Source organism: Pseudomonas sp. PSB18, assembly GCF_014596565.1.
Classification (GTDB): domain Bacteria; phylum Pseudomonadota; class Gammaproteobacteria; order Pseudomonadales; family Pseudomonadaceae; genus Aquipseudomonas.
The window spans coordinates 411,169-431,860 of record NZ_NOIN01000006.1; the positions used below are offsets into that span (position 1 = coordinate 411,169).

The 20,692-nt window shown below is 61.6% G+C and carries 20 protein-coding genes and 1 rRNA gene; 10 read left to right on the forward strand and 11 right to left on the reverse strand.

Features of this window, described 5'->3' with window-relative positions:
• Positions 1-17: 17 nt before the first annotated feature.
• Entirely contained in the window at positions 18-782 is a 765-nt protein-coding gene (locus tag CGA22_RS17170) for an AraC family transcriptional regulator (protein ID WP_041020940.1), read from the forward strand.
• A gap of 14 nt (positions 783-796) precedes the next feature.
• Here the strand turns inward: CGA22_RS17170 and CGA22_RS17175 are convergent, their stop codons facing one another.
• The 3 genes from CGA22_RS17175 to CGA22_RS17185 all read right to left on the reverse strand — a co-directional run bounded on the left by CGA22_RS17175 (position 797) and on the right by CGA22_RS17185 (position 3,800).
• Positions 797-1,237: a carboxymuconolactone decarboxylase family protein gene (locus tag CGA22_RS17175; protein ID WP_041020941.1), complete on the reverse strand. Its 441-nt coding sequence runs from the start codon at positions 1,235-1,237 to the stop codon at positions 797-799.
• 103 nt (positions 1,238-1,340) lie between these two features.
• A complete protein-coding gene (locus CGA22_RS17180) occupies positions 1,341-2,783 on the reverse strand; it encodes a mechanosensitive ion channel family protein (RefSeq protein ID WP_041020942.1) in 1,443 nt (480 codons plus the stop codon).
• Positions 2,784-2,933: 150 nt separating this feature from the next.
• On the reverse strand, positions 2,934-3,800 hold the full coding sequence (locus tag CGA22_RS17185) for a pirin family protein (RefSeq protein WP_041020943.1): 867 nt from the start codon (positions 3,798-3,800) through the stop codon (positions 2,934-2,936).
• 107 nt (positions 3,801-3,907) lie between these two features.
• Between CGA22_RS17185 and CGA22_RS17190 the strand changes: the two genes are divergently transcribed.
• On the forward strand, positions 3,908-4,816 hold the full coding sequence (locus CGA22_RS17190; RefSeq protein ID WP_177329228.1) for a LysR substrate-binding domain-containing protein: 909 nt from the start codon (positions 3,908-3,910) through the stop codon (positions 4,814-4,816).
• Positions 4,817-4,968: 152 nt separating this feature from the next.
• Here the strand turns inward: CGA22_RS17190 and CGA22_RS17195 are convergent, their stop codons facing one another.
• The 4 genes from CGA22_RS17195 to CGA22_RS17210 form a co-directional block, all read right to left on the reverse strand.
• Positions 4,969-5,583 carry a response regulator transcription factor gene (locus tag CGA22_RS17195; RefSeq protein WP_041020959.1) on the reverse strand — a complete coding sequence of 205 codons (615 nt, stop codon included), beginning with the start codon at positions 5,581-5,583 and terminating at the stop codon, positions 4,969-4,971.
• Positions 5,584-5,696: 113 nt separating this feature from the next.
• Positions 5,697-6,131, reverse strand: coding sequence for a response regulator (locus tag CGA22_RS17200; protein WP_041020945.1), 435 nt, complete (start codon positions 6,129-6,131; stop codon positions 5,697-5,699).
• A 147-nt stretch (positions 6,132-6,278) separates the two neighbouring features.
• On the reverse strand, positions 6,279-9,530 hold the full coding sequence (locus CGA22_RS17205; RefSeq protein WP_052435083.1) for a transporter substrate-binding domain-containing protein: 3,252 nt from the start codon (positions 9,528-9,530) through the stop codon (positions 6,279-6,281).
• A gap of 104 nt (positions 9,531-9,634) precedes the next feature.
• The gene (locus tag CGA22_RS17210; protein ID WP_041020946.1) at positions 9,635-9,937 is read right to left on the reverse strand and encodes a hypothetical protein; all 303 of its coding nucleotides are present in this window, start codon (positions 9,935-9,937) and stop codon (positions 9,635-9,637) included.
• Positions 9,938-10,105: 168 nt separating this feature from the next.
• Here CGA22_RS17210 and tam point away from each other — a divergent pair, with 168 nt between their 5' ends.
• From tam to CGA22_RS17235, 5 genes are all read left to right on the forward strand, one after another.
• A complete protein-coding gene (gene tam / locus CGA22_RS17215) occupies positions 10,106-10,876 on the forward strand; it encodes a trans-aconitate 2-methyltransferase (protein WP_041020947.1) in 771 nt (256 codons plus the stop codon).
• Positions 10,877-10,991: 115 nt separating this feature from the next.
• Complete coding sequence (locus CGA22_RS17220; RefSeq protein WP_041020948.1) at positions 10,992-11,792, forward strand: glucose 1-dehydrogenase; 801 nt, start codon at positions 10,992-10,994, stop codon at positions 11,790-11,792.
• Entirely contained in the window at positions 11,785-13,608 is a 1,824-nt protein-coding gene (locus CGA22_RS17225) for a glycoside hydrolase family 15 protein (RefSeq protein WP_041020949.1), read from the forward strand. Before CGA22_RS17220 ends, CGA22_RS17225 begins: the two co-directional genes overlap by 8 nt.
• A 288-nt stretch (positions 13,609-13,896) precedes the next feature.
• Complete coding sequence (locus tag CGA22_RS17230) at positions 13,897-14,274, forward strand: hypothetical protein (RefSeq protein WP_041020950.1); 378 nt, start codon at positions 13,897-13,899, stop codon at positions 14,272-14,274.
• 28 nt (positions 14,275-14,302) lie between these two features.
• A complete protein-coding gene (locus CGA22_RS17235) occupies positions 14,303-15,205 on the forward strand; it encodes an alpha/beta fold hydrolase (RefSeq protein WP_041020951.1) in 903 nt (300 codons plus the stop codon).
• Here the strand turns inward: CGA22_RS17235 and CGA22_RS17240 are convergent.
• Positions 15,174-16,166: a GlxA family transcriptional regulator gene (locus CGA22_RS17240; protein WP_041020952.1), complete on the reverse strand. Its 993-nt coding sequence runs from the start codon at positions 16,164-16,166 to the stop codon at positions 15,174-15,176. The two genes, CGA22_RS17235 and CGA22_RS17240, sit on opposite strands and share 32 nt — an antisense overlap.
• Positions 16,167-16,264: 98 nt before the next feature.
• Here CGA22_RS17240 and inhA point away from each other — a divergent pair, with 98 nt between their 5' ends.
• Entirely contained in the window at positions 16,265-16,954 is a 690-nt protein-coding gene (gene inhA, locus CGA22_RS17245) for an isonitrile hydratase (protein WP_041020953.1), read from the forward strand.
• Positions 16,955-17,046: 92 nt separating this feature from the next.
• Here the strand turns inward: inhA and CGA22_RS17250 are convergent, their stop codons facing one another.
• Positions 17,047-17,784: an SDR family oxidoreductase gene (locus tag CGA22_RS17250; RefSeq protein ID WP_041020954.1), complete on the reverse strand. Its 738-nt coding sequence runs from the start codon at positions 17,782-17,784 to the stop codon at positions 17,047-17,049.
• Positions 17,785-17,986: 202 nt separating this feature from the next.
• Between CGA22_RS17250 and CGA22_RS17255 the strand changes: the two genes are divergently transcribed.
• Positions 17,987-18,934 carry an AraC family transcriptional regulator gene (locus tag CGA22_RS17255; protein WP_041020955.1) on the forward strand — a complete coding sequence of 316 codons (948 nt, stop codon included), beginning with the start codon at positions 17,987-17,989 and terminating at the stop codon, positions 18,932-18,934.
• Between the two features lie 515 nt (positions 18,935-19,449).
• Here CGA22_RS17255 and CGA22_RS17260 read toward each other — a convergent pair.
• Entirely contained in the window at positions 19,450-19,908 is a 459-nt protein-coding gene (locus CGA22_RS17260; RefSeq protein WP_041020956.1) for an SRPBCC family protein, read from the reverse strand.
• A gap of 156 nt (positions 19,909-20,064) precedes the next feature.
• Here CGA22_RS17260 and CGA22_RS17265 point away from each other — a divergent pair, with 156 nt between their 5' ends.
• A complete protein-coding gene (locus CGA22_RS17265; protein ID WP_041020957.1) occupies positions 20,065-20,466 on the forward strand; it encodes a lysozyme inhibitor LprI family protein in 402 nt (133 codons plus the stop codon).
• A gap of 137 nt (positions 20,467-20,603) precedes the next feature.
• Here the strand turns inward: CGA22_RS17265 and rrf are convergent.
• Positions 20,604-20,692, reverse strand: a 5S ribosomal RNA gene (gene rrf, locus CGA22_RS17270); the annotation flags it as partial.

Sequence of the window (20,692 nt, forward strand, 5' to 3'; positions counted from 1 at the left end):
TTGAAATCGGACAACTTATGGCCTGGCTCGACTCTCATGCCCGATTCGACCCTGACCGCCACAGCGCAGCGGTGATCGGCCTCGCATCAACCCTGGGCCAGCACGACTCTGGCCTGCACCAGCACCAGCGCGGACAACTGTTGTTCACGCGTCGAGGTTGCGCGCGCATCACCCTGGCGCAGCAGCTCTGCCTGCTGCCGCCGTCGCGAGCCGCCTGGATTCCGCCGCACATACCTCATCGTGCGGTGATGCAGCAGAGCGTGGATTACCGGTCGATCTACCTGGCAGCATCACTGTGCGCAGACTTGCCATCCCAGGTGTGCATCATTGATGTCTCGCCGCTCCTGCGAGCGGTACTCGAGCCCATCACCGATGCAGCGTTCGACAGCGATTGGACGCAGGGGCGTAACGTGCATTTGCTGGGGTTGTGCCTGGATGAGATTCGCACGGCGGCGCAGCAACCGATGCTGTTGCCGATGCCCGAAGACAAACGCCTCGCCCCTTTGCTCGCCACCCTGAATCGCCTGCCGCCGACACTGGCGGTGCTGGAACAACAAATCGGTGCCAGCGGCAGGACCATCGGGCGGATCTTTCAACGGGAAACCGGCATGGGTTACCAGCAGTGGCGCCAGCAATGGCGCTTGATGCGCGCCATCGAACTGTTAGCCACCGATCACAGCCTGAGCTACAGCGCTTTTGAACTGGGTTTTGCCAGTGACAGCGCGTTCATCGCGTTCTTCAGGCACATGACCGGCCGCACGCCGAAAGCCTATCTGGATTGATTACGAAGCAGGCCTCACGCCTCGGGCATCTTGCGAAAGCCCACCGCCAGGCGGTTCCAGCCGTTGATGGCGTTGATTGCCACGGTCAGGTCGACCATTTCCTTGGGGTTGAAATGCTCGTTCAGCAGTTCATAGTCGGCGTCCGGCGCATGGGTGTCGCTCAGGCGGGTCAGGGCTTCGGTCCAGGCCAGCGCGGCGCGCTCGCGAGGGGTGAAGAATGGTGCTTCGCGCCAGGCGGTCACGGCGTACAGGCGACGCTCCGTCTCGCCGTCCTTGCGGGCATCGGCGGTGTGCATGTCGATGCAGAAGGCACAGCCGTTGATTTGTGAGGAACGCAGCTTGACCAGTTCGAGCAGGGACTTCTCCAGGCCCAGTTTCATGACAGCGTTTTCCAGGGCCAGCATGGCTTTGAAGGCATCAGGGGAAGCGGTGTAGAAATCGATACGCGGTTGCATGGTGTGCTCCAGAACTATGGGGTGTGGCGCTACGTTAGCCCCAGGCTGGCGCGGTACAAATAGCCAATTATTGGGAAGTTCAAGTGACCAATCGGCAGGTTGTTCAGGCCCGGCTGCGCAACCAGTGCAGGAAGCGTTTCTTGGCCACGGGTTTGGGGGCTTCGCGGATCAGGTTCTGGGCGAGGTTCATCCGTACATCCAACAGGTTTTTCATGGCGTCATTGATGTCGTGACGGGCATCGAGGCAGGGTTTGAGGTAGTCCTTCTCGATGCGATAAAGGGTGCAGAACGTCTTGGCCGAAAAGTTTGCCAATGCGGCCAGGTCGGAAATGATGCCGGCTTCGCCAATCACTTCTCCCGGCCCCATGCGCCCGCCTTCCAATACCTGGCCGTCGCGTACCATGGTCACGCTGACCACGCCGGACTCGATGATGAACAGATGATCGCTCACCTCGCCGGCCGGCAGGATCATGTCTCCCGCACGGAAAGTCTGCAGGGTCATGTTCTGGCTGAAGGTGTCTTTTTCTTCCTGGCGCAAGGTCGAGAAAATGCTTGAGCTGTCCAGCAATGCGCGGGGTCGCGACGAACCGTTGGCCGAGACGCTTTCACTGTCGGACAGGAGACTGATGCCCGACGCCCGCAGGTGTCGGAACGCCAGGTCGAACAGTTGATTGCGGACCTCGCGCTTCTGGGCTCGCGAGACAACGAAGCCGCTGATTTCGTATTCCGCTCCGGCGCTGGTGGAGCTTTTCAGCGTGACGCAAGGGGCCGGGACGGCGAGCAAGGCGCGGCAGCCGATCATGGCGCGCTCCAGCGCCTCGATCACTTTCTGCGGCCGGGCGTGGGGACTGACCTGGACGCTGATGGACAACCCGTGCATATCGCTGGGCCGGCTGAAGTTGATGACCTTGGCCTTGGCCGCCAGCGAGTTGGGAATCACCGCCATGCTGCCCTGGGCGGTCTGCAAACGCGTGGCACGCCAGTCGATGTCGGTGACCCGGCCTTCGGTGCCGTCGATGGAGATCCAGTCATCGAGCTGATAAGGCTTGGTGGTGTTGAGCACGATGCCGGAGAACACGTCGCTGAGGGTGCTTTGCAAGGCCAGACCGACGATGATCGCCATCGCCCCGGACGTCGCCAGCACCCCCTTGACCGGCAGATCCAGGACATAAGCCAGCGCGGCAATCACGGCGATCAGGAAGATCACCGCACCGAGCAGATCCTGCAACAGCCGCCCGGTATGGCCGACCCGTTGCATCATTGCCGCACCGATCAGCACCGTCAGGGTACGTGCGGCGAACAGCCACCAGGCGATCTGCAAACCGGTGGCCGCCAGGTGTCGCGGCACATCGTCGACCCACTGCGCCGGCTCCATGGGGTTGAGGCCTTCGTTGAACAGCAGCATGCTGAACAACGAAAAAATCACCAGCCGCCCGCCGATTTTCCAATAGGACCGCTGCGCACTGACCAGTCGCCACAACAGCATGTCGAGCACAAGCAGCACCAGGGCGCAGAGCAGCGGGTGATTGGTGATCAGAGACAGCATGGGGACAGCTCCAGGAAGGCGATTGGCGAGAAGATTGGCACACAAATCCCTGTGGGAGCGAGCCTGCTCGCGATGTCGGTTGCACCGTCAACGCTTCAGCGACTGGCGGACCGCTATCGCGAGCAGGCTCGCTCCCACAGGGAACAGCAATCAAGCGTCCATCTGGCCGAAACGCCCGGAGTGGAAATCGTTGAAGGCCTGGTGGATTTCCTGCTCGCTGTTCATCACGAACGGGCCATGACCGACGATGGGTTCGTCGATGGGCTCGCCGCTGAGCAACAGCACCACCGCGTCGTTATTGGCGTGCAGGGTCATCTGGTCGCCGGCCCGGTCGAACAGGGCCAGTTGCCCAGCCTCGATCCGCTCGCGGCCGTTGGCCTGGACCGTGCCATGCAGCACCACCAGGGCCGTGTTGCGGCCTTCGTGCAGGTCGAGGGTCAGGCTCTTGCCGCCGTTCAACCGGATATCCCAGACATCGATAGGCGTGAAAGTCTTCGCCGGGCCTTGCTGGCCCTCGAAGGTCCCGGCGATCAGGCGCAGCCTGCCAGCGTCGTCCTTCAGCTCGATGTTTGGAATGTCATTCTTGAGCAGCGTCTGGTAACCGGCCGGGGCCATCTTGTCCTTGGCGGGCAGGTTGACCCACAGCTGGACCATTTCCATGAACCCACCCTGGCGGGCGAAGGCTTCGGAGTGGAACTCTTCATGGATGATCCCGGAGGCGGCGGTCATCCATTGCACGTCGCCCGGGCCGATCTTGCCACCGCTACCGGTGGAGTCCCGGTGTTCCAGCTCGCCCTGGTAAACGATGGTCACGGTTTCGAAACCCCGATGCGGATGCTGGTCGACACCGCGACGCTCAGTGGTCGGGGTGAATTCGCTCGGGGCCGCGTGGTCCAGCAGCAGGAACGGGCTGATGTGCTTGCCCAGGTTGTCGTAGGAAAAGAGCGTGCGAACCGGGAAGCCGTCGCCGACCCAATGAGGCCGTGGGCTGGTGTAGAGGCCAATGAGCTTTTTCATGCTGCGTCTCCCAATCAGGTGTTGCGATTCGATAGATACAGATTAAAACTGAGACCTTTGATGCACTAGACTGCAAAAATCGGCTTTAGCGTTCTATTTGGAGAACGATCATCGAAGACCTGAACACGCTTTACTATTTCACCCAGGTGGTCGAACACCGCGGTTTCGCCGCCGCCGGCCGGGCGCTGGACATGCCCAAGTCCAAGCTCAGCCGACGCATCGCACAGCTGGAAGAGCGCCTGGGCGTGCGGTTGATCCATCGCACCAGTCGGCATTGTTCGTTGACGGAAATCGGCCAGGCCTATTACCAGCGCTGCCTGGCGATGCGGGTCGAGGCCGAGAGCGCCGCCGAAGTGATCGAACGCAACCGCTCCGAACCCCAGGGGCTGGTGCGCATCAGTTGTCCCACGGCGTTGCTCAACAGTTGGGTCGGGCCGATGCTGACCCGCTACATGATCCGTTACCCACGGGTGGAGTTGTTCATCGAGAGCACCAACCGCCGGGTCGATCTGATTCACGAAGGATTCGATATCGCGTTGCGGGTGCGCTTCCCACCGCTGGAGGACACCGACATGGTGATGAAAGCGCTGGGCAAGAGCACCCAATGCCTGGTCGGTAGCCCGGTTTATCGGGAACGCTTGTCCTCCCCCGCTTCCCCGGCCGACCTCACCGGTTTGCCCAGCCTGCACTGGGGAGGGGCGCAACGGGAGTATCAATGGGAGTTGTCGGGCCCGGACGGCGCCAGCGCCCTGATCCGTCATACACCACGCATGGTCACCGACGATTTGCCGGTCCTGCGCCAAGCGGCACTGGCAGGAATCGGCATTGCCCATCTGCCCCGCGTGTTGGTCCGCGATGACCTGGCGAGCGGACAACTGGTGGAATTGGTACCGGGCTGGGCACCGACTTGCGGGATCGTCCACGCGATCTTTGCGTCACGCCGCGGCTTGTTGCCGTCGGTACGAACGCTGATCGATTTTCTGGCCGAGGAATTCAGCCTGAGCGATATGGCGTAGCGCAATGTCATTGCTTTTTGTGGGAGCCGAGCTTGCTCGCGATGAACGATAACGCGGTCGACGATAGACCGAGGTGCCGGCATCGCGAGCAAGCTCGGCTCCCACAAAAGCGCACCCGATCAGTGCCTACATAACCCCATGCCCACTGGGGCTCAGAGGTGATTGCGCTTGGCGAAATCCGACAAGCCCACCAGGGTCTTCAGGCCAAGTTTTTCCAGCAGCCGGGTCTTGTAGGTGCTGACGGTTTTCGGGCTCAGGTACAGGGATTCGGCGACATCCTTGCCACGCATGCCCATGGACAGCATTCGCAAGATGGATAATTCGCGGGTGGAAAGGCTTTCCAGGGCCTGCTGTTCGGTGCGCTGCTGGAAATCCAGCCTGACGGGCATCTGGGGGAAATAGGAATAACCGGACTTCAGGGCATGAATGGCCTTGGTCAGCTCCTTCAGGTCACTTTTCTTGGTCACGAAGCCCCTGGCCCCAGCCGAGATGCAGCGGTTGCAGAAGTGTTGCGCATCCTGGGAGGTAAACACCAGCACACCGCATTCGGGGTACTGGGCCATGATCCAGACCAGCAGGTCCAGGCCGTCGAAACCGTTCATCACCAGATCCAGGATCACCAACTCCGGCGTACGCTCCTTGATCAGGGCCCTGGCATCGAGCACGCCATTGGCGTCCCTGATCTGGGTAAACCCCTCGTTCTGGCAAATCAGCCGCAATGCCCCCCGTATGACAGGGTGGTCATCCACGATCAACACGTCTTTCAAGGCAACTCCCCAGATGAATACAAACAACGCCGATGCCATGCTGCAGCGGACTCTTGCACAAGCGACAGGCCAGGCCACCTGTCAGGTCTGACAGTGCCGACCAATGGTCAGGATCAACCGCCGTGGCTGTGCCTGAGGGGACGACTCCAGGAATGGACCACCTCACAGTCCGCCGGATCGACCCGCGCCATCAGGCGCGCCAGGGCTGCGAGATCCGGCAACTGCGCAGGATGCAATTGCACGCTTGCCCGGCGCGCGACAGGGACCGACAGGAGGCCGGCCTGCTGCGCGTTGTAGATCATTCCATGGCGCACCTGCGGGTTATCGAGGAAGAAACCCGGCAGGTCCAGCGTCCCCTCCGCCAGACAGGCATCGACGACCAGCAGGTCGAACGGCTCGATACCGAACGCCATCAAGGTCATCAGTTCCTGCGCATGGCTCACGGGCGCAATCCGGAAATAGCCCTGTTGATTGAACAGGTACTCAAGCTTCATTCGATGAGAAGGGTCTGTATCGGCAATCATGATACGCAGTGCTTTATTCGGCATGGCAGGCATCCCAATGACAACGCGGCGGGTGTGAACCGGCTCGTAAACGTTAAGGGGCCCAGGCTAGAGGAAGCTTTTGAGGGGCGCTGTAGGACGAGTCCTAAAAACAGTCGGAAAAAGCCCTCCTCGATACGCGGTTGTAGGAAGTCATTCCCATGGGTGTCCCGGGGAAGCAAGCTCCCTCGCCACATGGCTCTCCAATTGTTCGGTGAGCAAGTCCATGGCCTGGCGCAGGTCACCCACCGCGTTGGCAAGCAACACGCCGTCGGCGCTCCGGCAGGCGTTTTCCAGCGTCTCACAGGCAGCGACCAGGCCTTGCGCCTGGATGATCCGCGCCCCGCCCTTGATCCGGTGCGCCAGGTCCGCGAGTCCGGATACATCGTGTCGGGTGAACAGGTCGATGAGTCGCACCTTGTCGCCGGCATTGGTGTTGACCAATTCCTCCAACAGCTTTTTGATCGAGACGATGTCGCCCCCCGTCAGTTGTTCGAGGCTGGTCAGATCGAAACTGTCGGCCGACGCAACGGCGCCCTCCTCGTCAGGCGGCGCGCTGAGCGACCCCAAGCGTGCCTGCAGCTCCTTGAGGCCGATGGGTTTGAACAGGCAGTCGTCCATTCCGGCGTCGATGCAGCGATCCTTTTCCTCGCGCTGGGCATTGGCCGTGAACCCAAGGATCATCCCCCGCGACACCCCTTGGGTCCGCTCTTCGTCGCGAATGGTGCGAGCCAGTTCATAGCCGCTCATCAATGGCATGTTGCAGTCGGTGATCACCGCATCGAAATGTCCGGCGCGCCAGACCTGCAAACCCTGGACACCGTCCCCGGCCTCCTGGACCCGGTGCCCCAGGTAGCTCAGTTGTCGGGACAACAGCAGGCGATTCGCCGGATGGTCATCGATCACCAGGATGTCCAGGGCCTGGATCGGCACCGGCGCGTCGACCTCAGCCGCGGCTGCCTGCACCTGGGCGTCGAGCAAGGGCAGGCGCAGCAGGATCTCGATCTGCGTACCCGCCCCTGGCACGCTGCTCAACGCCAGGGTGCCGCCCATCATTTCACACAGGGTACGGCTGATCATCAGTCCCAGTCCGGAACCGCTACGGGCGGACTGGCGATTGTTGCCAGCCTGGGTAAAAGGGCTGAACAGGCGTTGCTGGTCCTGCTGGGAAATCCCGCTGCCGGTGTCTTCGACCCGCAGGCGAATACCCAAGCGTTTGTCGTCAGGGCCCGGGACAGCTCGCGCACTCAGGCGCACCTGGCCTTGATCGGTGAATTTGATCGCGTTACTCAGCAGGTTCGACACGATCTGCTTGAAACGCAAGGGATCGATCAGAACGTCCTTGTCAATCGCCGGGTCCAGATCCCGTTGCAGGCTCAGGTGTTTCTGCCGGGCCAGACCTTCGAACATCCGCACCACCGACTCGACCAACTGCGCCAGGTTGGCCCGCTCCGGCGCCAGGGACAATCGCCCCGACTCGATACGAGCAATGTCCAGGATGTCACCGATCAAACCGAGCAACCCCTGGGCCGCGTCGGAAGCGACTTCGATGGCAACCCGGTCCACGACACCCTGGTCGGCTCTTTTCAGGGCCAGCTCCAGCATGCCGATCAACGCATTCATCGGCGTGCGGATTTCGTGGCTCATGGTCGCCACGAAGGTGGTCTTGGCCCGATTGGCGTCGTCGGCGCTTTCCTTGGCGACACGCAGCTGCTCCAGTAGCCGACGCAAATAAACGACCCAGCCCAGGGTCAGCACCAGCAACAGCGCGGCGACAACAAACCCCTGGATGATGGTGGTGCGGTTGCGCAGCCAGTAGCTGTCGTCGATCACTACTTCACTGCGCCAGCGATTGGTCAGCTCGTCCATTTCTTCAGGGGAGATGCTCAGCAGTGCCTTGTCCAAGATCGAATGCAACTCCAGCGCATCCCGCCGGGTCGCCAGGGCCACACGTGCGGGCAAGGTGCCCACGGTGCTGGTGATCTGCAGCCTGTCGCGGTACTGCCGCGAAATCAGGTAACGGGCGCTGATCAGCGAATTGACCGCGCCGTCCACCGTGCCGGCGGCCACCAGGGCCATGGCCGCGGCAGTATTTTCCGCTGGAACCAACTGCACACGGGGGAATTGCTCCAGCAGGTATTCACGCAACACGTTGCCACGCACCAATGCCAGTCGCTTGTCGTCCATCCGGTCCAGGGTCAGCGGGACCTTGGCCTGGCGCGGCGTCACCAATACGAATGGCGTGCTCAGGTACGGTCGGGTAAAGCGCAAGGCGTCCTCGAACTCAGGTGTCACCGGCGCCGCCGCCAGGACATCGGCCTGGCCGCTCCTGACTTGCTCGATCAGGCCATCAAGCGAACTGCCCCGCTGGAGATTGAACTTCAGGCCGGTACGCAAGCTGATCCTGGCCAGCACATCGGCGCTGATGCCGCGAACATGGCCCTGGTCATCGACGAAGGTCAGCGGCGGGAAATGTTCGTTGACGGCCACCGTGATCCGCGGATGCGCATCCAGCCAACGCTGTTCATTGACGCTGAAATGCAGCGCCTGCTGCCCCGGCATGCTGGCGCCACCGGCACTCCAGCGTCGCAGGATGCTCATGCGTTCACCGGTGGGAATCGCTCGCAGGGCAGCATCGACAATGCGCAACAAGCGCGGATTGTCACGCTTGATCGCGAAGGCGAAAGGCTGCACTTCCATGCGGGAAAAATCCGCCAGTTGGATGTTGTTCAGGTAGTTCTTGCTGATCAGGTAGTTGGCGCTGATCGAATCGCCCAGGTAGACATCGGCCTGACCGAACGCCACCGCGCCAATGGCACTCAAGGTCGAGGGGTACAACTGCAGGGTGGCATCGGGATAGAACGCCTCGACCTTGGCCGGCGGCAAATAGTGGTACAGCATCGCCAACCGTTTGCCCGCCAGGTCCGGGGGCAGCTCCTGGCTGTCATCAATGCGCGCCACCAGGGTGGGCAGGTCATCGGCGTACGCCTGGGACATGATCAATGCCGGGTCATCGGCCTCGAAGCCGTTGGCGGTACCGAGCAAGTCGATCTCACCGCTGTGCAGCGCCTGGAGCGATTCGGTACGGGACGGGTACCGCAGCACCTGTACCTCGACCTGCAACAACTGCCCGAGCAACTGGACATAATCGGCGGTCAGGCCTTCATAATCGTTGCCATTGCCGGTGATGCTGAACGGTGAGTAGTCCGGTGCCGAGGCCCCCACCAGCAACCTGCCCTTGCGCCGCAACCAGACCCGATCGGCCTCATCCAGGGACGCCGAATAGTCATCCACATGGGAGCGCCCGAGCACGTGCAGCGATTCGGGGACTGCGCCAACCTGTGGCGTCACACTCAATGAGCCCAGCAACAGCGCCACCAGGCCCGCGCGTAGAGGCAGCATCATTTGAATCAGTTTTTTCGCCTGGCGAAATCGGCCCCGATACCCATTGTTTTCATATCGGATCAGGGGGAGCGGCTGATAGGTTCAGACCCGCGTTCGGTTCCCGGTCAGGTCGGCGCCGGAATCTTGCTCGCGGCGACGGCGAGGTCAATCAATGCCTGCCTGTCATCGGCGTCTACATCATTGTCACCATCGATATCGCCGTGCACCGAAACCTTGTTGAACGGCCCTTGCGGCTCCGTCCTGGTGACACGCACGCTGTAGGACGAGATGATCGAGTCACGGAATTCGTTGTCCGGGTCGTCATCGACGAAGCCAACCATACGAGTCACGAAATCGATCTCCACCGCACGGTAGGTCTGGCCGGCTTTCTCGGTCAATGTAATCAGGATGCCCTTGCTGGTTTCCATTCAATGACTCCTTTACGGATGGCACTCATGTCATTGAGCAATGTATGCCGGGGTAACCGGCCTGTCTGCTGTAAGAACTAACAGGTGCGCGCCTCATCCCCTCTTGGCCTTTATACTGCGGCGACCCGATTCGATCCGCCGACCTTCGATCCGCCAAAGGAGAACGCCATGAGCTGGTCCGCCCGGCAATACGTCACGTTTGAACAGGAACGCACCCGCCCTGCCCGGGATCTGCTGGCCGCTATTCCCCCTGTGGAAGCGCGCTCGGTGATCGACCTGGGTTGCGGCCCCGGCAATTCCACGGAACTGTTGGTGGAGCATTTCAGCGGGGCAACGGTGCGCGGCCTGGACAGTTCCGGCGACATGATCGACGCCGCTCGCCAGCGCCTGCCCGCCGTGGCGTTCGACACCGCCGATATCGGCCAATGGGACGAGCCCGGGCCGTTCGATGTGATCTTCGCCAACGCCGTGCTGCAATGGTTGCCCGACCACGCCAGGCTGCTGCCGTCGCTGGTGAACAAACTCGCACCGGGCGGCACCCTGGCGATCCAGATGCCCGACACGCTCCACCAGCCGTCCCACCGCTTGATGCGCGACATCGCCGCCAGCGGACCCTGGGCCCATCAATTGGCCGGGGCGGCCGATACCCGCACGGAAGTGGCCGACGCCAGCACGTACTATTCGATCCTGAAGCCCCATTGCAGCCGCGTCGATGTGTGGCGCACCACCTACCATCACCCATTGGCCGGCGGCGCTGCGGGTGTTGTTGAATGGTTCAAGGGCAGCGGCTTGCGGCCGTTTCTCGACCCGCTGGACGAGGCGCAACGTGCGCAGTACCTGGAGCAGTACCTGCGCGCCGTCGAACAGGCCTACCCTCCCCTGGGCGATGGCACGGTGCTGCTGCCGTTTCCACGGGTGTTCATGGTTGCGACGCGCTAGGAAACAGTATCGAGGGGTTGAGGTCAGGGAAACATGAAGACCGCCGCCCACGAATGAACTCTGCAGGCCTCGCGCCAGTCAGCAGGTAAGGCCCTCAGTTCAAGGTGCTAAGCCCATGCAGATTTCCCTCGCGCAACAAGTTGCCCTCGTCACCGGCGCCAGTTCCGGCATCGGCGCGGGCTCGGCCAGGGCCCTGGCCGCCGCCGGTGCCGCCGTGGTGCTCAATTACCATTCCAACGCGGCCCCGGCCGAAGCGCTGGCCCGCGAGATTAATGAGAACGGCGGCCGCGCCATCGCCCTCGGCGCCGATGTGTCCCAGGAACAAGAGGTCGAGCGGCTGTTCACCCAGACCCTGGAGGCCTTCGGCACGCTGGACATCCTGGTCGCCAACTCCGGCCTGCAAAAAGACGCCGCCGCCGTCGACATGAGCCTGGACGACTGGAACACCGTGATCGGCGTCAACCTCACCGGCCAGTTCCTTTGCGCCCGCGCCGCGCTGCGGATCTTCAACCGCCAGGGCATTCGCCAGGGCGTTTCCCGGGCGGCCGGGAAAATCATCCATATGAGTTCGGTACACCAGCGCATCCCCTGGGCTGGTCACGTCAACTATGCGGCGTCCAAGGGCGGTATCGACCTGTTGATGCAGAGCCTGGCCCAGGAAACCAGTCACCAGCGCATCCGCATCAACAGCATCGCCCCTGGCGCCATCCGCACCGCCATCAACCGCGAAGTCACCGAAGACGAACAGGGGCAAAAACTGCTGGAGCTGATTCCTTACGGGCGCATCGGTGACGTCGAGGATGTTGCCAACGCAGTGGTCTGGCTGGCGTCGGACCTGTCCGATTATGTGGTGGGCACGACGCTGTTCATCGATGGCGGGATGAGTCTTTATCCGGGGTTTCGCGGCAATGGCTGACCATGACGAACCACAAAGCCCCATCGAGAACCACGGCATCATCGGTGACATGCGCAGTGCCGCGTTGGTCAACGACCGTGGCAGCGTCGATTTTTTCTGCTGGCCGGAATTCGACAGCCCGTCGATCTTCTGTTCATTGCTGGACACCCCGCAAGCGGGCATTTTCCAGATCTGCCCCGACCTGCCGGACGCCCGGCGCCAGCAGATTTACTTGCCCGATACCAACGTGCTGCAAACCCGCTGGCTGAGTGAAGGCGTGGTGGTGGAAATCACCGACCTGTTGCCCATCGGCGACACCGAGGATGACTTGCCGGTGCTGATGCGCAAAGTGCACATGGCGGTCGGCCACGCGACGTTTCGCATGCGCTGCGCGGTGCGCCATGACTATGCCCGGGCGACCACCACCGCGCACCTGGAAGGCGCCCACGTGTGCTTCAAGGCCCAGGGGCAACCGAGCCTGCGCCTGCGTTCAGACCAGGCCATGACCTTGGACGGCAACGCGGCGGTGGCTGAATTCACTCTGCAGGAAGGCCAGAGCGCCGAGTTCCTGTTGGGGGACATCGACGACCCTCGGCTTCAGGACAATGTCAGCGCGATATGCCTGGAACGCACCTTGGCGTTCTGGCGCGGCTGGATCGGCCAGTCCAATTACCGCGGGCGCTGGCGGGAAACGGTCAACCGTTCCGCCCTCGCGCTGAAGCTGCTGACCTCGCGCAAACACGGCGCCATCCTGGCCGCTGCCACCTTCGGTCTGCCGGAAACACGCGGCGGCGAGCGCAACTGGGATTACCGCTACACCTGGATCCGCGACGCCTCGTTCACCGTCTACGCGTTCATGCGCCTGGGCTTCGTCGAAGAGGCCAACGCCTATATGCGCTGGATGCGTGGCCGGGTCAGCGACTGCTGCGAACAGCCGGTCAAACTCAACATCCTGTATGGCCTCGACGGCAGGCAGGAATTGCCGGAAACCGAGCTGTCGCACCTGAGCGGCTTCGGCAATGCGCAGCCGGTGCGCATCGGCAACCTGGCCTACGAACAAGTGCAACTGGACATCTACGGCGAGTTGATGGACGCGGTGTACCTGGTCAACAAATACGGCGAAGCCATTTCCCACCAAGGCTGGAAACACACCGTCAATGTGATCGACCAGGTGTGCGAAATCTGGCAGGACAAGGACGTAGGAATCTGGGAAATGCGCGGCGATAAACAGGATTTCCTGCATTCGCGTCTCATGTGCTGGGTGGCGGTCGACCGTGCCATCCGCCTCGCCGGCAAACGCTCCCTGCCCGCGCCGTTCAGCCGCTGGGACGAGACTCGCCAGGCCATCTACCAAGACATCTGGACCCGTTTCTGGAACGAGGAACGCCAGCATTTCGTCCAGCGCCTGGGCAGCACCGCCCTTGATGGCTCGATGCTGTTGATGCCGCTGGTGCGCTTTGTCAGCGCCCAGGACCCACGCTGGCTGTCCACCCTCGACGCCATCGAAAAGCATCTGGTGCGCGACGGCATGGTGTACCGCTACCGCAACGACGACGACCCCATCGACGGCCTCAGCGGCACCGAAGGTTCGTTCGTCGCCTGCTCGTTCTGGTACGTCGAATGCCTGGCCCGCGCCGGCCGCGTGGAAAAAGCCCAACTGGAATTCGAACAGCTGCTGCGCTACGCCAACCCGCTGGGGCTATACGCCGAAGAGTTCGATGGCCATGGTTATCACCTCGGCAATACCCCGCAGGCCCTGAGTCATCTGGCGTTGATCAGCGCGGCGAGTTTCCTGGATCGCAAGTTGAGTGGGGAGAAGAACAACTGGCAACCCTAGTCTCTTGTCTTTCCTAAACCGCCCCCCTGTGGCGAGGGAGCTTGCTCCCGCTCGACTGCGCAGCGGTCGCAAAATCTTCCAGCCCCGTAAAAATCAGAATCTGACAAGGAGGGTCGCTTCGCAACCCAGCGGGAGCAAGCTCCCTCGCCACAAAAAGTGATGCGTCGGGCCGCTGGCTCGATGTCATCCAGTGCGCGAAAGTTGCCAGTCCCCCAAACCCCTCCTAAGATCGATGCTCTCACGGGTGCAGCGGAGCTGCCCGATAAAAACCCGACTCAAGGATCAGTCATGACCTACGTGAAACGCACCATCGACACCCCGCCCCGTACCGGCCTGACCCGGGAAGACCTCTGGGAAGGCCAGGACAAGGGCTTGATCAAGTGCTGGGAAATCGGTCGCGACCGGGCAACGAAATTCCCCGAACTGGCGCAACGTTGCCGGGCCGGTGAGTTGCCGGTGCTGGGTTGGAAAGGCGGGGTCAGCCGCAGTCTGAAGAAAAACGAAAAGTTTGGCTGTCTAAAATACCTCGCCCAATGGCAAGGCTTGCGCGGTGAAGACCTGGACATCGACTTGTCCCAGGAACGCACGCTGACCTGCACCAGCACAAAGATGATCGTGACCTTCACCCCAGACCGGGCCAAATACGTGAATCAGGAACCCGCCTGAGCGCAACCGGGCGCAGCCGGAGGCCGAGATGAACCAGGATCCCAAGATCAGTTTCGCGGTGACGCCGCTGTTGCGCATCGCCTACGAAGAACACGGTCCCGCCAACGGCGAGCCGATTATCCTGCTGCACGGTTTTCCTTATGATCCCAGGGCCTTCGATGAAGTCGCACCAGTCCTGGCTCAGCGTGGCTACCGGGTCATCGTGCCCTACCTGCGCGGCTACGGCCCGACCCGATTCAACAACCCGGCGATCATGCGTTCCGGCCAGCAAGCCGCGCTGGCCCAGGACCTGTTGGACCTGATGCATGGACTCAACATCCCCCAGGCAGCGCTATGCGGCTACGACTGGGGCGGCCGAGCGGCGTGCATCGTGGCGGCGCTGTGGCCCGAGCGCGTGCGCTGCCTGGTCACTGGCGATGGCTACAACCTGCAGGACATTCCCCGGTCAACCCAGCCGCTGGACCCGCAGACGGAACATCGCTTGTGGTATCAGTATTATTTCCATACCGCCCGAGGCGTGGAAGGCCTCACGCAGAACCGGCGTGAGCTATGTGAGTGGCTCTGGCGTCTGTGGTCACCGACCTGGAAGCGCGGCGCGGAACTGTATCCACTCAGCGCGCCCTCTTTCGACAACCCGGACTTCGTCGACGTGGTGATCCATTCCTACCGCCATCGGTTCATGTACGCACCGGGGGATCCGACCCTTGAATGGATGGAAGAACAGCTCACGGCGCAACCGGACATCAGCGTGCCCAGCATTTCCCTGTGCGGGGCCGACGACGGGGTGGGGCCAGCCCCTGAACAGGATGAAGACGCCAGGCACTTCAGCGGTCCCTACGAGCGTCGAGTGCTGAGCGGCGTGGGTCACAACATTCCCCAGGAGGCCCCCGAGGCCACGCTCAAGGCCCTGCTGGATCTGCTTGAAGGCTGACAGCGAAACGCTCGCGATACGCCTGGGGCGTCACCCCCATGGCCCGCAGGAAACTGCGACGCAGGGTTTCTTCACTGCCGAAGCCACATTGCACCGCCACCCGCTTGATCGGCACACCGGTGTCGGACAACAGGCGGCGGGCGGTTTCCACGCGAATCAATTCCACCGCCCGCGCCGGAGTCTGGCCGGTCTCGGCGCGGTAGTGACGGACAAAACTGCGTTCGCTCATGCCCGCCTGGGCAGCCAGGTTGGGCAGGCCCAGGTCCTGGGTGAGGTTCTCGGCGATCCAGGCGTGCAGTTCGTCGAAACGGCTGCCCTGATTCTGTAGCGACAAGGTCACGCTGAATTGCGATTGCCCGCCCGGCCGCTTGAGGAACACCACCAACTGCCGAGCGACCTCCAGGGCCACGGCGCGCCCCAGGTCGTCTTCCACCAGCGCCAGGGCCAGGTCGATGCCCGCCGTTACCCCGGCCGAGGTCCAGACCGGGCCATCGTTGATGAAAATCGGATTGGGCTCGACACGCAGTTGCGGATGCTGCTCGGCCAGTTGTTCGCAACGCGTCCAGTGCGTAACCACTCGACGCCCGTCCAGCCAACCGCTGGCAGCCAGCAGGAACGCCCCGGTGCACACCGAGGCCACCCGCCGCGAACGCTGGCCGTGATCTTTGACCCAGGCCACCAGCGTCGGATCCTTCGCCGCCTCGTACACGCCCCAGCCGCCGGCGATCAACAAGGTATCGCTGCCTTCGGTCGGTAGGGGCTCGGCCATCAGCGCCAAACCCGCCGAAGACACCACCGCACCACCTCCGGCGGCAATCACCGTGGGTGCGTATGGCAATGGCAGGCCTCGCTGGCGGGCCATATCGTTGGCCGAGGCAAACACCTGCAAAGGCCCGGTGACATCGAGCACTTGCACGTTGGCAAAAGCCAGTACATGAACGGTTTTCGGTGAATTGGGCATGTTGGCGTGATTCGTGGGCTTATTGGCGTATACGCCAGAGCCTACGGACCTAAAGTAGAACCGTCCACCCCCCGGGCATTATCTAAAGGAGAAGCGCCATGACATTGCAGATCGGTTTGCTGTTATTCCCGCAGGTCCAACAGTTGGACCTGACCGGCCCGTATGACGTACTGGCCTCGTTGCCAGACGTAAAGGTGCACCTGATCTGGAAAGACCTGACGCCAGTCACCTCCAGCACCGGACTGGTGTTGCTGCCCACCACCACGTTCGAAGACTGCCCGAAGCTGGACGTGATCTGCGTCCCCGGTGGCACTGGCGTTGGTCCGTTGATGGAAGACGAGCAGACGCTGGCGTTTATCAAGCGCCAGGCCAGCCAAGCGCAATACATCACGTCGGTGTGTACCGGGGCGCTGGTGCTCGGTGCGGCGGGCCTGCTGCAAGGAAAACGGGCCACCACCCATTGGGCCTACCACAGTTTGCTGTCGACCCTGGGCGCTACCCCGATCAAGGACCGTGTGGTGCGTGACGGCAAATTGATCACCGGTGGCGGCATTACCGCCGGAATCGATTTTGCCTTGACCCTGGCGGCTGAACTGTTCGATCAGGACACCGCCGAACTGGTCCAGCTGCAACTCGAATACGCCCCGGCCCCGCCCTTCGACGCCGGCTGCCCGGACACCGCGCCGGCGCAAATTCTGGAGGAAGCCAAGCGGCGTGCGGCGGAGTCGTTCCGGGTGCGCTCGCAGATCACCGAGCGTGCGGCGGCGCGGTTGGAAATGCCTGCCTAGCGGTCTGTACGGTTAATTTGAGTACACAGATTAGCCACATGGGCCACTGGTGGTTTGCGGCGAGCGGATCGTTCGCTCGCCGCTCATTTCACTCAGTACGGACTGGCCGTCGGCCGTACGACCAGTTCGCTGACGTCCACATCCGCCGGTTGTTCGATGGCGTAGGCAATCGCCCTGGCTATGGCCTCGGCGGGTATGGCGATCCTGCGGAATACACGCATTTCGGCGCGTCCCCCCTCATCGGAAATGCTCTCGGCCAGTTCTGACTCGGTCACGCCGGGGGAAATCACCGTCACCCGCACATCACCACCGACCTCCTGACGCAACCCCTCGGAAATGGCCCGCACGGCATACTTGGTGGCGCAATACACAGCGGCGGTGGGGCTGACGGCGTAGGCCCCAATGGACGCGATGTTGATGAACTGGCCGCTACGCTGACGCTGCATCAATGGCAAGCCGGCCGCAATGCCATGAAGCACCCCGCGGATGTTGACGTCGATCATCCGATCCCACTCGTCGACTTTCAGCGCTTCGAGCTTGGAGAGCGGCATGACACCGGCGTTGTTGATGATCACATCCACCTTGCCGAAACGCTCGACGGCGAAGTCGACCAGGCTCTGGACATCGTCGCGATGGGTCACGTCTACGGCTTTGCAGACAGCCTGCCGGCCATCGGCTTCGAGCTCCTGGACCAGTGTTTGCAGACGATCGACGCGCCGGGCGCCAAGTACCACGCGGGCACCGCGGGCGGCCAGCAGACGTGCTGCGGCTTCGCCAATCCCGCTGCTGGCACCGGTAATCACGACAACTTTGTTTTGGATACTGGACATAATGGTTTCCTCATCTGGATGTGCCCGCCCCTGGTGGGAGCGTTTTGACAAGTCCAGAGTAGGGAGGCAGTCGATGGCAGGGTTAGCTGGATCCTCCTGTGCACTTGCACGATCCTGTAGCAACAGAACCGGCTATGGCTGCCGGTCGCGTAATCGGCTTTACTAGCGCGATCTATTCATTTGGCCAGGGAGATTGCTTGGCATGTCGGTATCCACGTCCATACAGATTGCGCCAGACAACAGCATCAACCAGCGCCGCGCCGAACTGGCGGCGCTGATGAAACGTTTTGCGCCAGAGAATGGAGTATTCCCCACCGCCATCGGCACCTTGCACCTGATTCGCAGCGACCAGCCAACCGATGCCTTGCATGTTGTGCACAAGCCTGGCCTGTGCGTGATCATCGAGGGAAGCAAGGAGGTACGGCTGGCAGATGAGTGCTACGTCTATGATCCACTCAATTACCTGGTGGTCTCGGTCACCCTGCCAGTGGCCGGACAGGTCATCGAAGCCAGCCCCGAGCGACCTTACTTGTGCATTCGCCTGGACATCGACCCGGCACAAATCTGCCGCTTGATCGCAGACACCAGCCCTATCGGTGTACCGGCTCAACGAACCGGGCGTGGATTGTTCCTGGACCGCATTGATGCGCCGCTGCTCGACGCGGTGTTGCGCCTGCTGCGATTACTGGAGAGTCCAGACGACATAGCCACCTTGGCTCCTCTGGCCCAGCAGGAAATTTTCTACCGTCTGCTGCGAGGCGCCCAAGGCCAGCGCTTGCATGAGATCGCCATCCCGGACACCCAGGCCCATCGCATCAGCCGCGCCATCGAGTGGCTCAATACTCATTACACCGAGCCGCTGAGCATCGACAGCCTCGCACAAATGATCAACCTCAGTCCTTCGGCATTGCATCACCGCTTCAAGGCCGTGACCGCCATGAGCCCACTGCAATACCAGAAGCAGCTGCGTCTGCAAGAAGCCCGACGGCTGCTGTTGGCGGAAAACAGCGACGTTTCGTCAATCGGCTACAAGATGGGGTATGAAAGCCCTTCGCAGTTCAGCCGTGAGTACAGTCGACTCTTCGGCGCCTCGCCCAGCAAGGATATCGCTCGCCTGCGTGCCCAAGCCTTGCAGACCGACAGCGCCTGACCTCCAATCCGCGCAAGTTCCGACGCAGGGTCGGCGCACGTTTTCCCAGACGAAAAAAAACCCGCCGAAGCGGGTTTTTTGAGGACCAATTTGACTCCCTGTCTGGCATTCCATGCCTGGTCCCATCATCCGTGATCCCGAGCACTCCCTGTACCCAGTGGATGGACATAGATTAAGCCCATGGCTGCCTTGGAAAAAGACGAGAATGCAGCACCGATGTGTAAGCCTTTCGCCATACAGGGCCCACAGGACCTTTTTACAGGCGAAAAAAAACCCGCCGAAGCGGGTTTTTCCAAGACCATTACGACTCCCTGTCGATAGCCATCCTTGCAAGGTCGATCGTCCCTGATCCTGAGCACTCCCTGTGCTTCAGTGGATGAGTACAGAATACGCGTCGGATCCAAAGCGCAATAGTCGACATAACTACCATCGCGTGTAAGACATTCGCTATACCACCTTTCCGAAAACCCTTAGCACCCTCAGGTGAGCCCATCAAGCCGCCGATGGATAACAGCTCAAGATCTGTTCAGGAACTCTTCGATATTGGCCATCTGCTCATCCCAGCCGCGACTGTCCATGCGGAAAGCCTTGAGGCGGCGTGCTTCGGGAATACCGTCAAACCCCGACTCCACCACCTTGAGCAGAGTGCCTCCGTCGATGTCCTCCAATTCGAATTGCACCCGCGTCTCGGGCTCCTGAGAGTAGTCCACCTGGGGTTCGATGGCGTAGGGATGCCAGCGAAACGAGAACACCCGCTCAGGCTCGACCCGCTCCACCGCTACGTCCCAGGTCAGATGCTCATAACCGGGATAAGTGATCTGCCCCTGGGTCCGTTCACCGGCCACAAAGCGCTTGCCCTCCAGGGCCACGCCAAACCATTGGCCAAAGGCTTCGGCATTGGCCAGGGCACGCCAGACCTGGGAACGCGGCGCCTTGAGCAGGATCTTTCTTTCGATACGATCGGATAAATGCATGGGTCACCTCCTGTGTTCAACAGTAGGCTTGTAAGACCACAAGGCCAACCGGAAAGTTGTATCAGACCGTTGTTTGACGATGGGCCAAGGACTAAAACCTAAAACAGCGAGGTACACTTCTCCGGCATTTTTACCCCCTTCAAGGAGAGATCGACCATGTCCTCACGCTTGCTGCTGGCCCTGACACCGATCCTGTTTGTCGCCGCTGCCCAAGCCGACGACTGCGCCAATGCCACCACCCAGGGCGAGATGAACCAATGCGCGGCCCAAGAGAAGGATGCCGCCGACAACGAGCTGAATAGCTTGTACAAGCAGATCACAGCGCGCCTGAAAGACAACGCCGAGGCCAAGCAGTTACTGGTCAAGGCACAGCGGGCCTGGATCGGGTTCCGTGACACCGAGTGCAAGTTCTCTGCGTCCGGAGTCGAGGGTGGCAGCGTCTATCCGCTGATCTACGGCAACTGCATCACGGCGCTTACCAAGGCGCGGGTCGAGACCTTCAAGACCTATCTCAAGTGCAAGGAAGGGGATCTGAGCTGCCCGGTACCCGAGGCGTAGACGTTTCACCTTACGCAGTTAAACGGGTGCCCATCAGTGCGACAGGTACCTAGTCTGCACACCGCTGGTACCACAACTTTCCTGCGGGCAAAACAAAAACCCTACCTGCGTCAGCAGATAGGGGTTTCGGAATTTAATCTTGACGATGACCTACTCTCACATGGGGAAACCCCACACTACCATCGGCGATGCATCGTTTCACTTCTGAGTTCGGGATGGGATCAGG

What these genes read in the sequence shown, in the direction of transcription:
- CGA22_RS17240 (WP_041020952.1), bottom strand. Translation starts at nt 16,166, where the DNA reads ATGCCCAATTCACCGAAAACCGTTCATGTACTGGCTTTTGCCAACGTG.
- CGA22_RS17185 (WP_041020943.1), bottom strand. Translation starts at nt 3,800, where the DNA reads ATGAAAAAGCTCATTGGCCTCTACACCAGCCCACGGCCTCATTGGGTC.
- CGA22_RS17255 (WP_041020955.1), top strand. Translation starts at nt 17,987, where the DNA reads ATGTCGGTATCCACGTCCATACAGATTGCGCCAGACAACAGCATCAAC.
- CGA22_RS17230 (WP_041020950.1), top strand. Translation starts at nt 13,897, where the DNA reads ATGACCTACGTGAAACGCACCATCGACACCCCGCCCCGTACCGGCCTG.
- CGA22_RS17220 (WP_041020948.1), top strand. Translation starts at nt 10,992, where the DNA reads ATGCAGATTTCCCTCGCGCAACAAGTTGCCCTCGTCACCGGCGCCAGT.
- CGA22_RS17200 (WP_041020945.1), bottom strand. Translation starts at nt 6,131, where the DNA reads ATGCCGAATAAAGCACTGCGTATCATGATTGCCGATACAGACCCTTCT.
- CGA22_RS17260 (WP_041020956.1), bottom strand. Translation starts at nt 19,908, where the DNA reads ATGCATTTATCCGATCGTATCGAAAGAAAGATCCTGCTCAAGGCGCCG.
- CGA22_RS17250 (WP_041020954.1), bottom strand. Translation starts at nt 17,784, where the DNA reads ATGTCCAGTATCCAAAACAAAGTTGTCGTGATTACCGGTGCCAGCAGC.
- CGA22_RS17175 (WP_041020941.1), bottom strand. Translation starts at nt 1,237, where the DNA reads ATGCAACCGCGTATCGATTTCTACACCGCTTCCCCTGATGCCTTCAAA.
- CGA22_RS17210 (WP_041020946.1), bottom strand. Translation starts at nt 9,937, where the DNA reads ATGGAAACCAGCAAGGGCATCCTGATTACATTGACCGAGAAAGCCGGC.
- CGA22_RS17170 (WP_041020940.1), top strand. Translation starts at nt 18, where the DNA reads ATGGCCTGGCTCGACTCTCATGCCCGATTCGACCCTGACCGCCACAGC.
- inhA (WP_041020953.1), top strand. Translation starts at nt 16,265, where the DNA reads ATGACATTGCAGATCGGTTTGCTGTTATTCCCGCAGGTCCAACAGTTG.
- CGA22_RS17180 (WP_041020942.1), bottom strand. Translation starts at nt 2,783, where the DNA reads ATGCTGTCTCTGATCACCAATCACCCGCTGCTCTGCGCCCTGGTGCTG.
- CGA22_RS17225 (WP_041020949.1), top strand. Translation starts at nt 11,785, where the DNA reads ATGGCTGACCATGACGAACCACAAAGCCCCATCGAGAACCACGGCATC.
- CGA22_RS17205 (WP_052435083.1), bottom strand. Translation starts at nt 9,530, where the DNA reads ATGATGCTGCCTCTACGCGCGGGCCTGGTGGCGCTGTTGCTGGGCTCA.
- tam (WP_041020947.1), top strand. Translation starts at nt 10,106, where the DNA reads ATGAGCTGGTCCGCCCGGCAATACGTCACGTTTGAACAGGAACGCACC.
- CGA22_RS17265 (WP_041020957.1), top strand. Translation starts at nt 20,065, where the DNA reads ATGTCCTCACGCTTGCTGCTGGCCCTGACACCGATCCTGTTTGTCGCC.
- CGA22_RS17235 (WP_041020951.1), top strand. Translation starts at nt 14,303, where the DNA reads ATGAACCAGGATCCCAAGATCAGTTTCGCGGTGACGCCGCTGTTGCGC.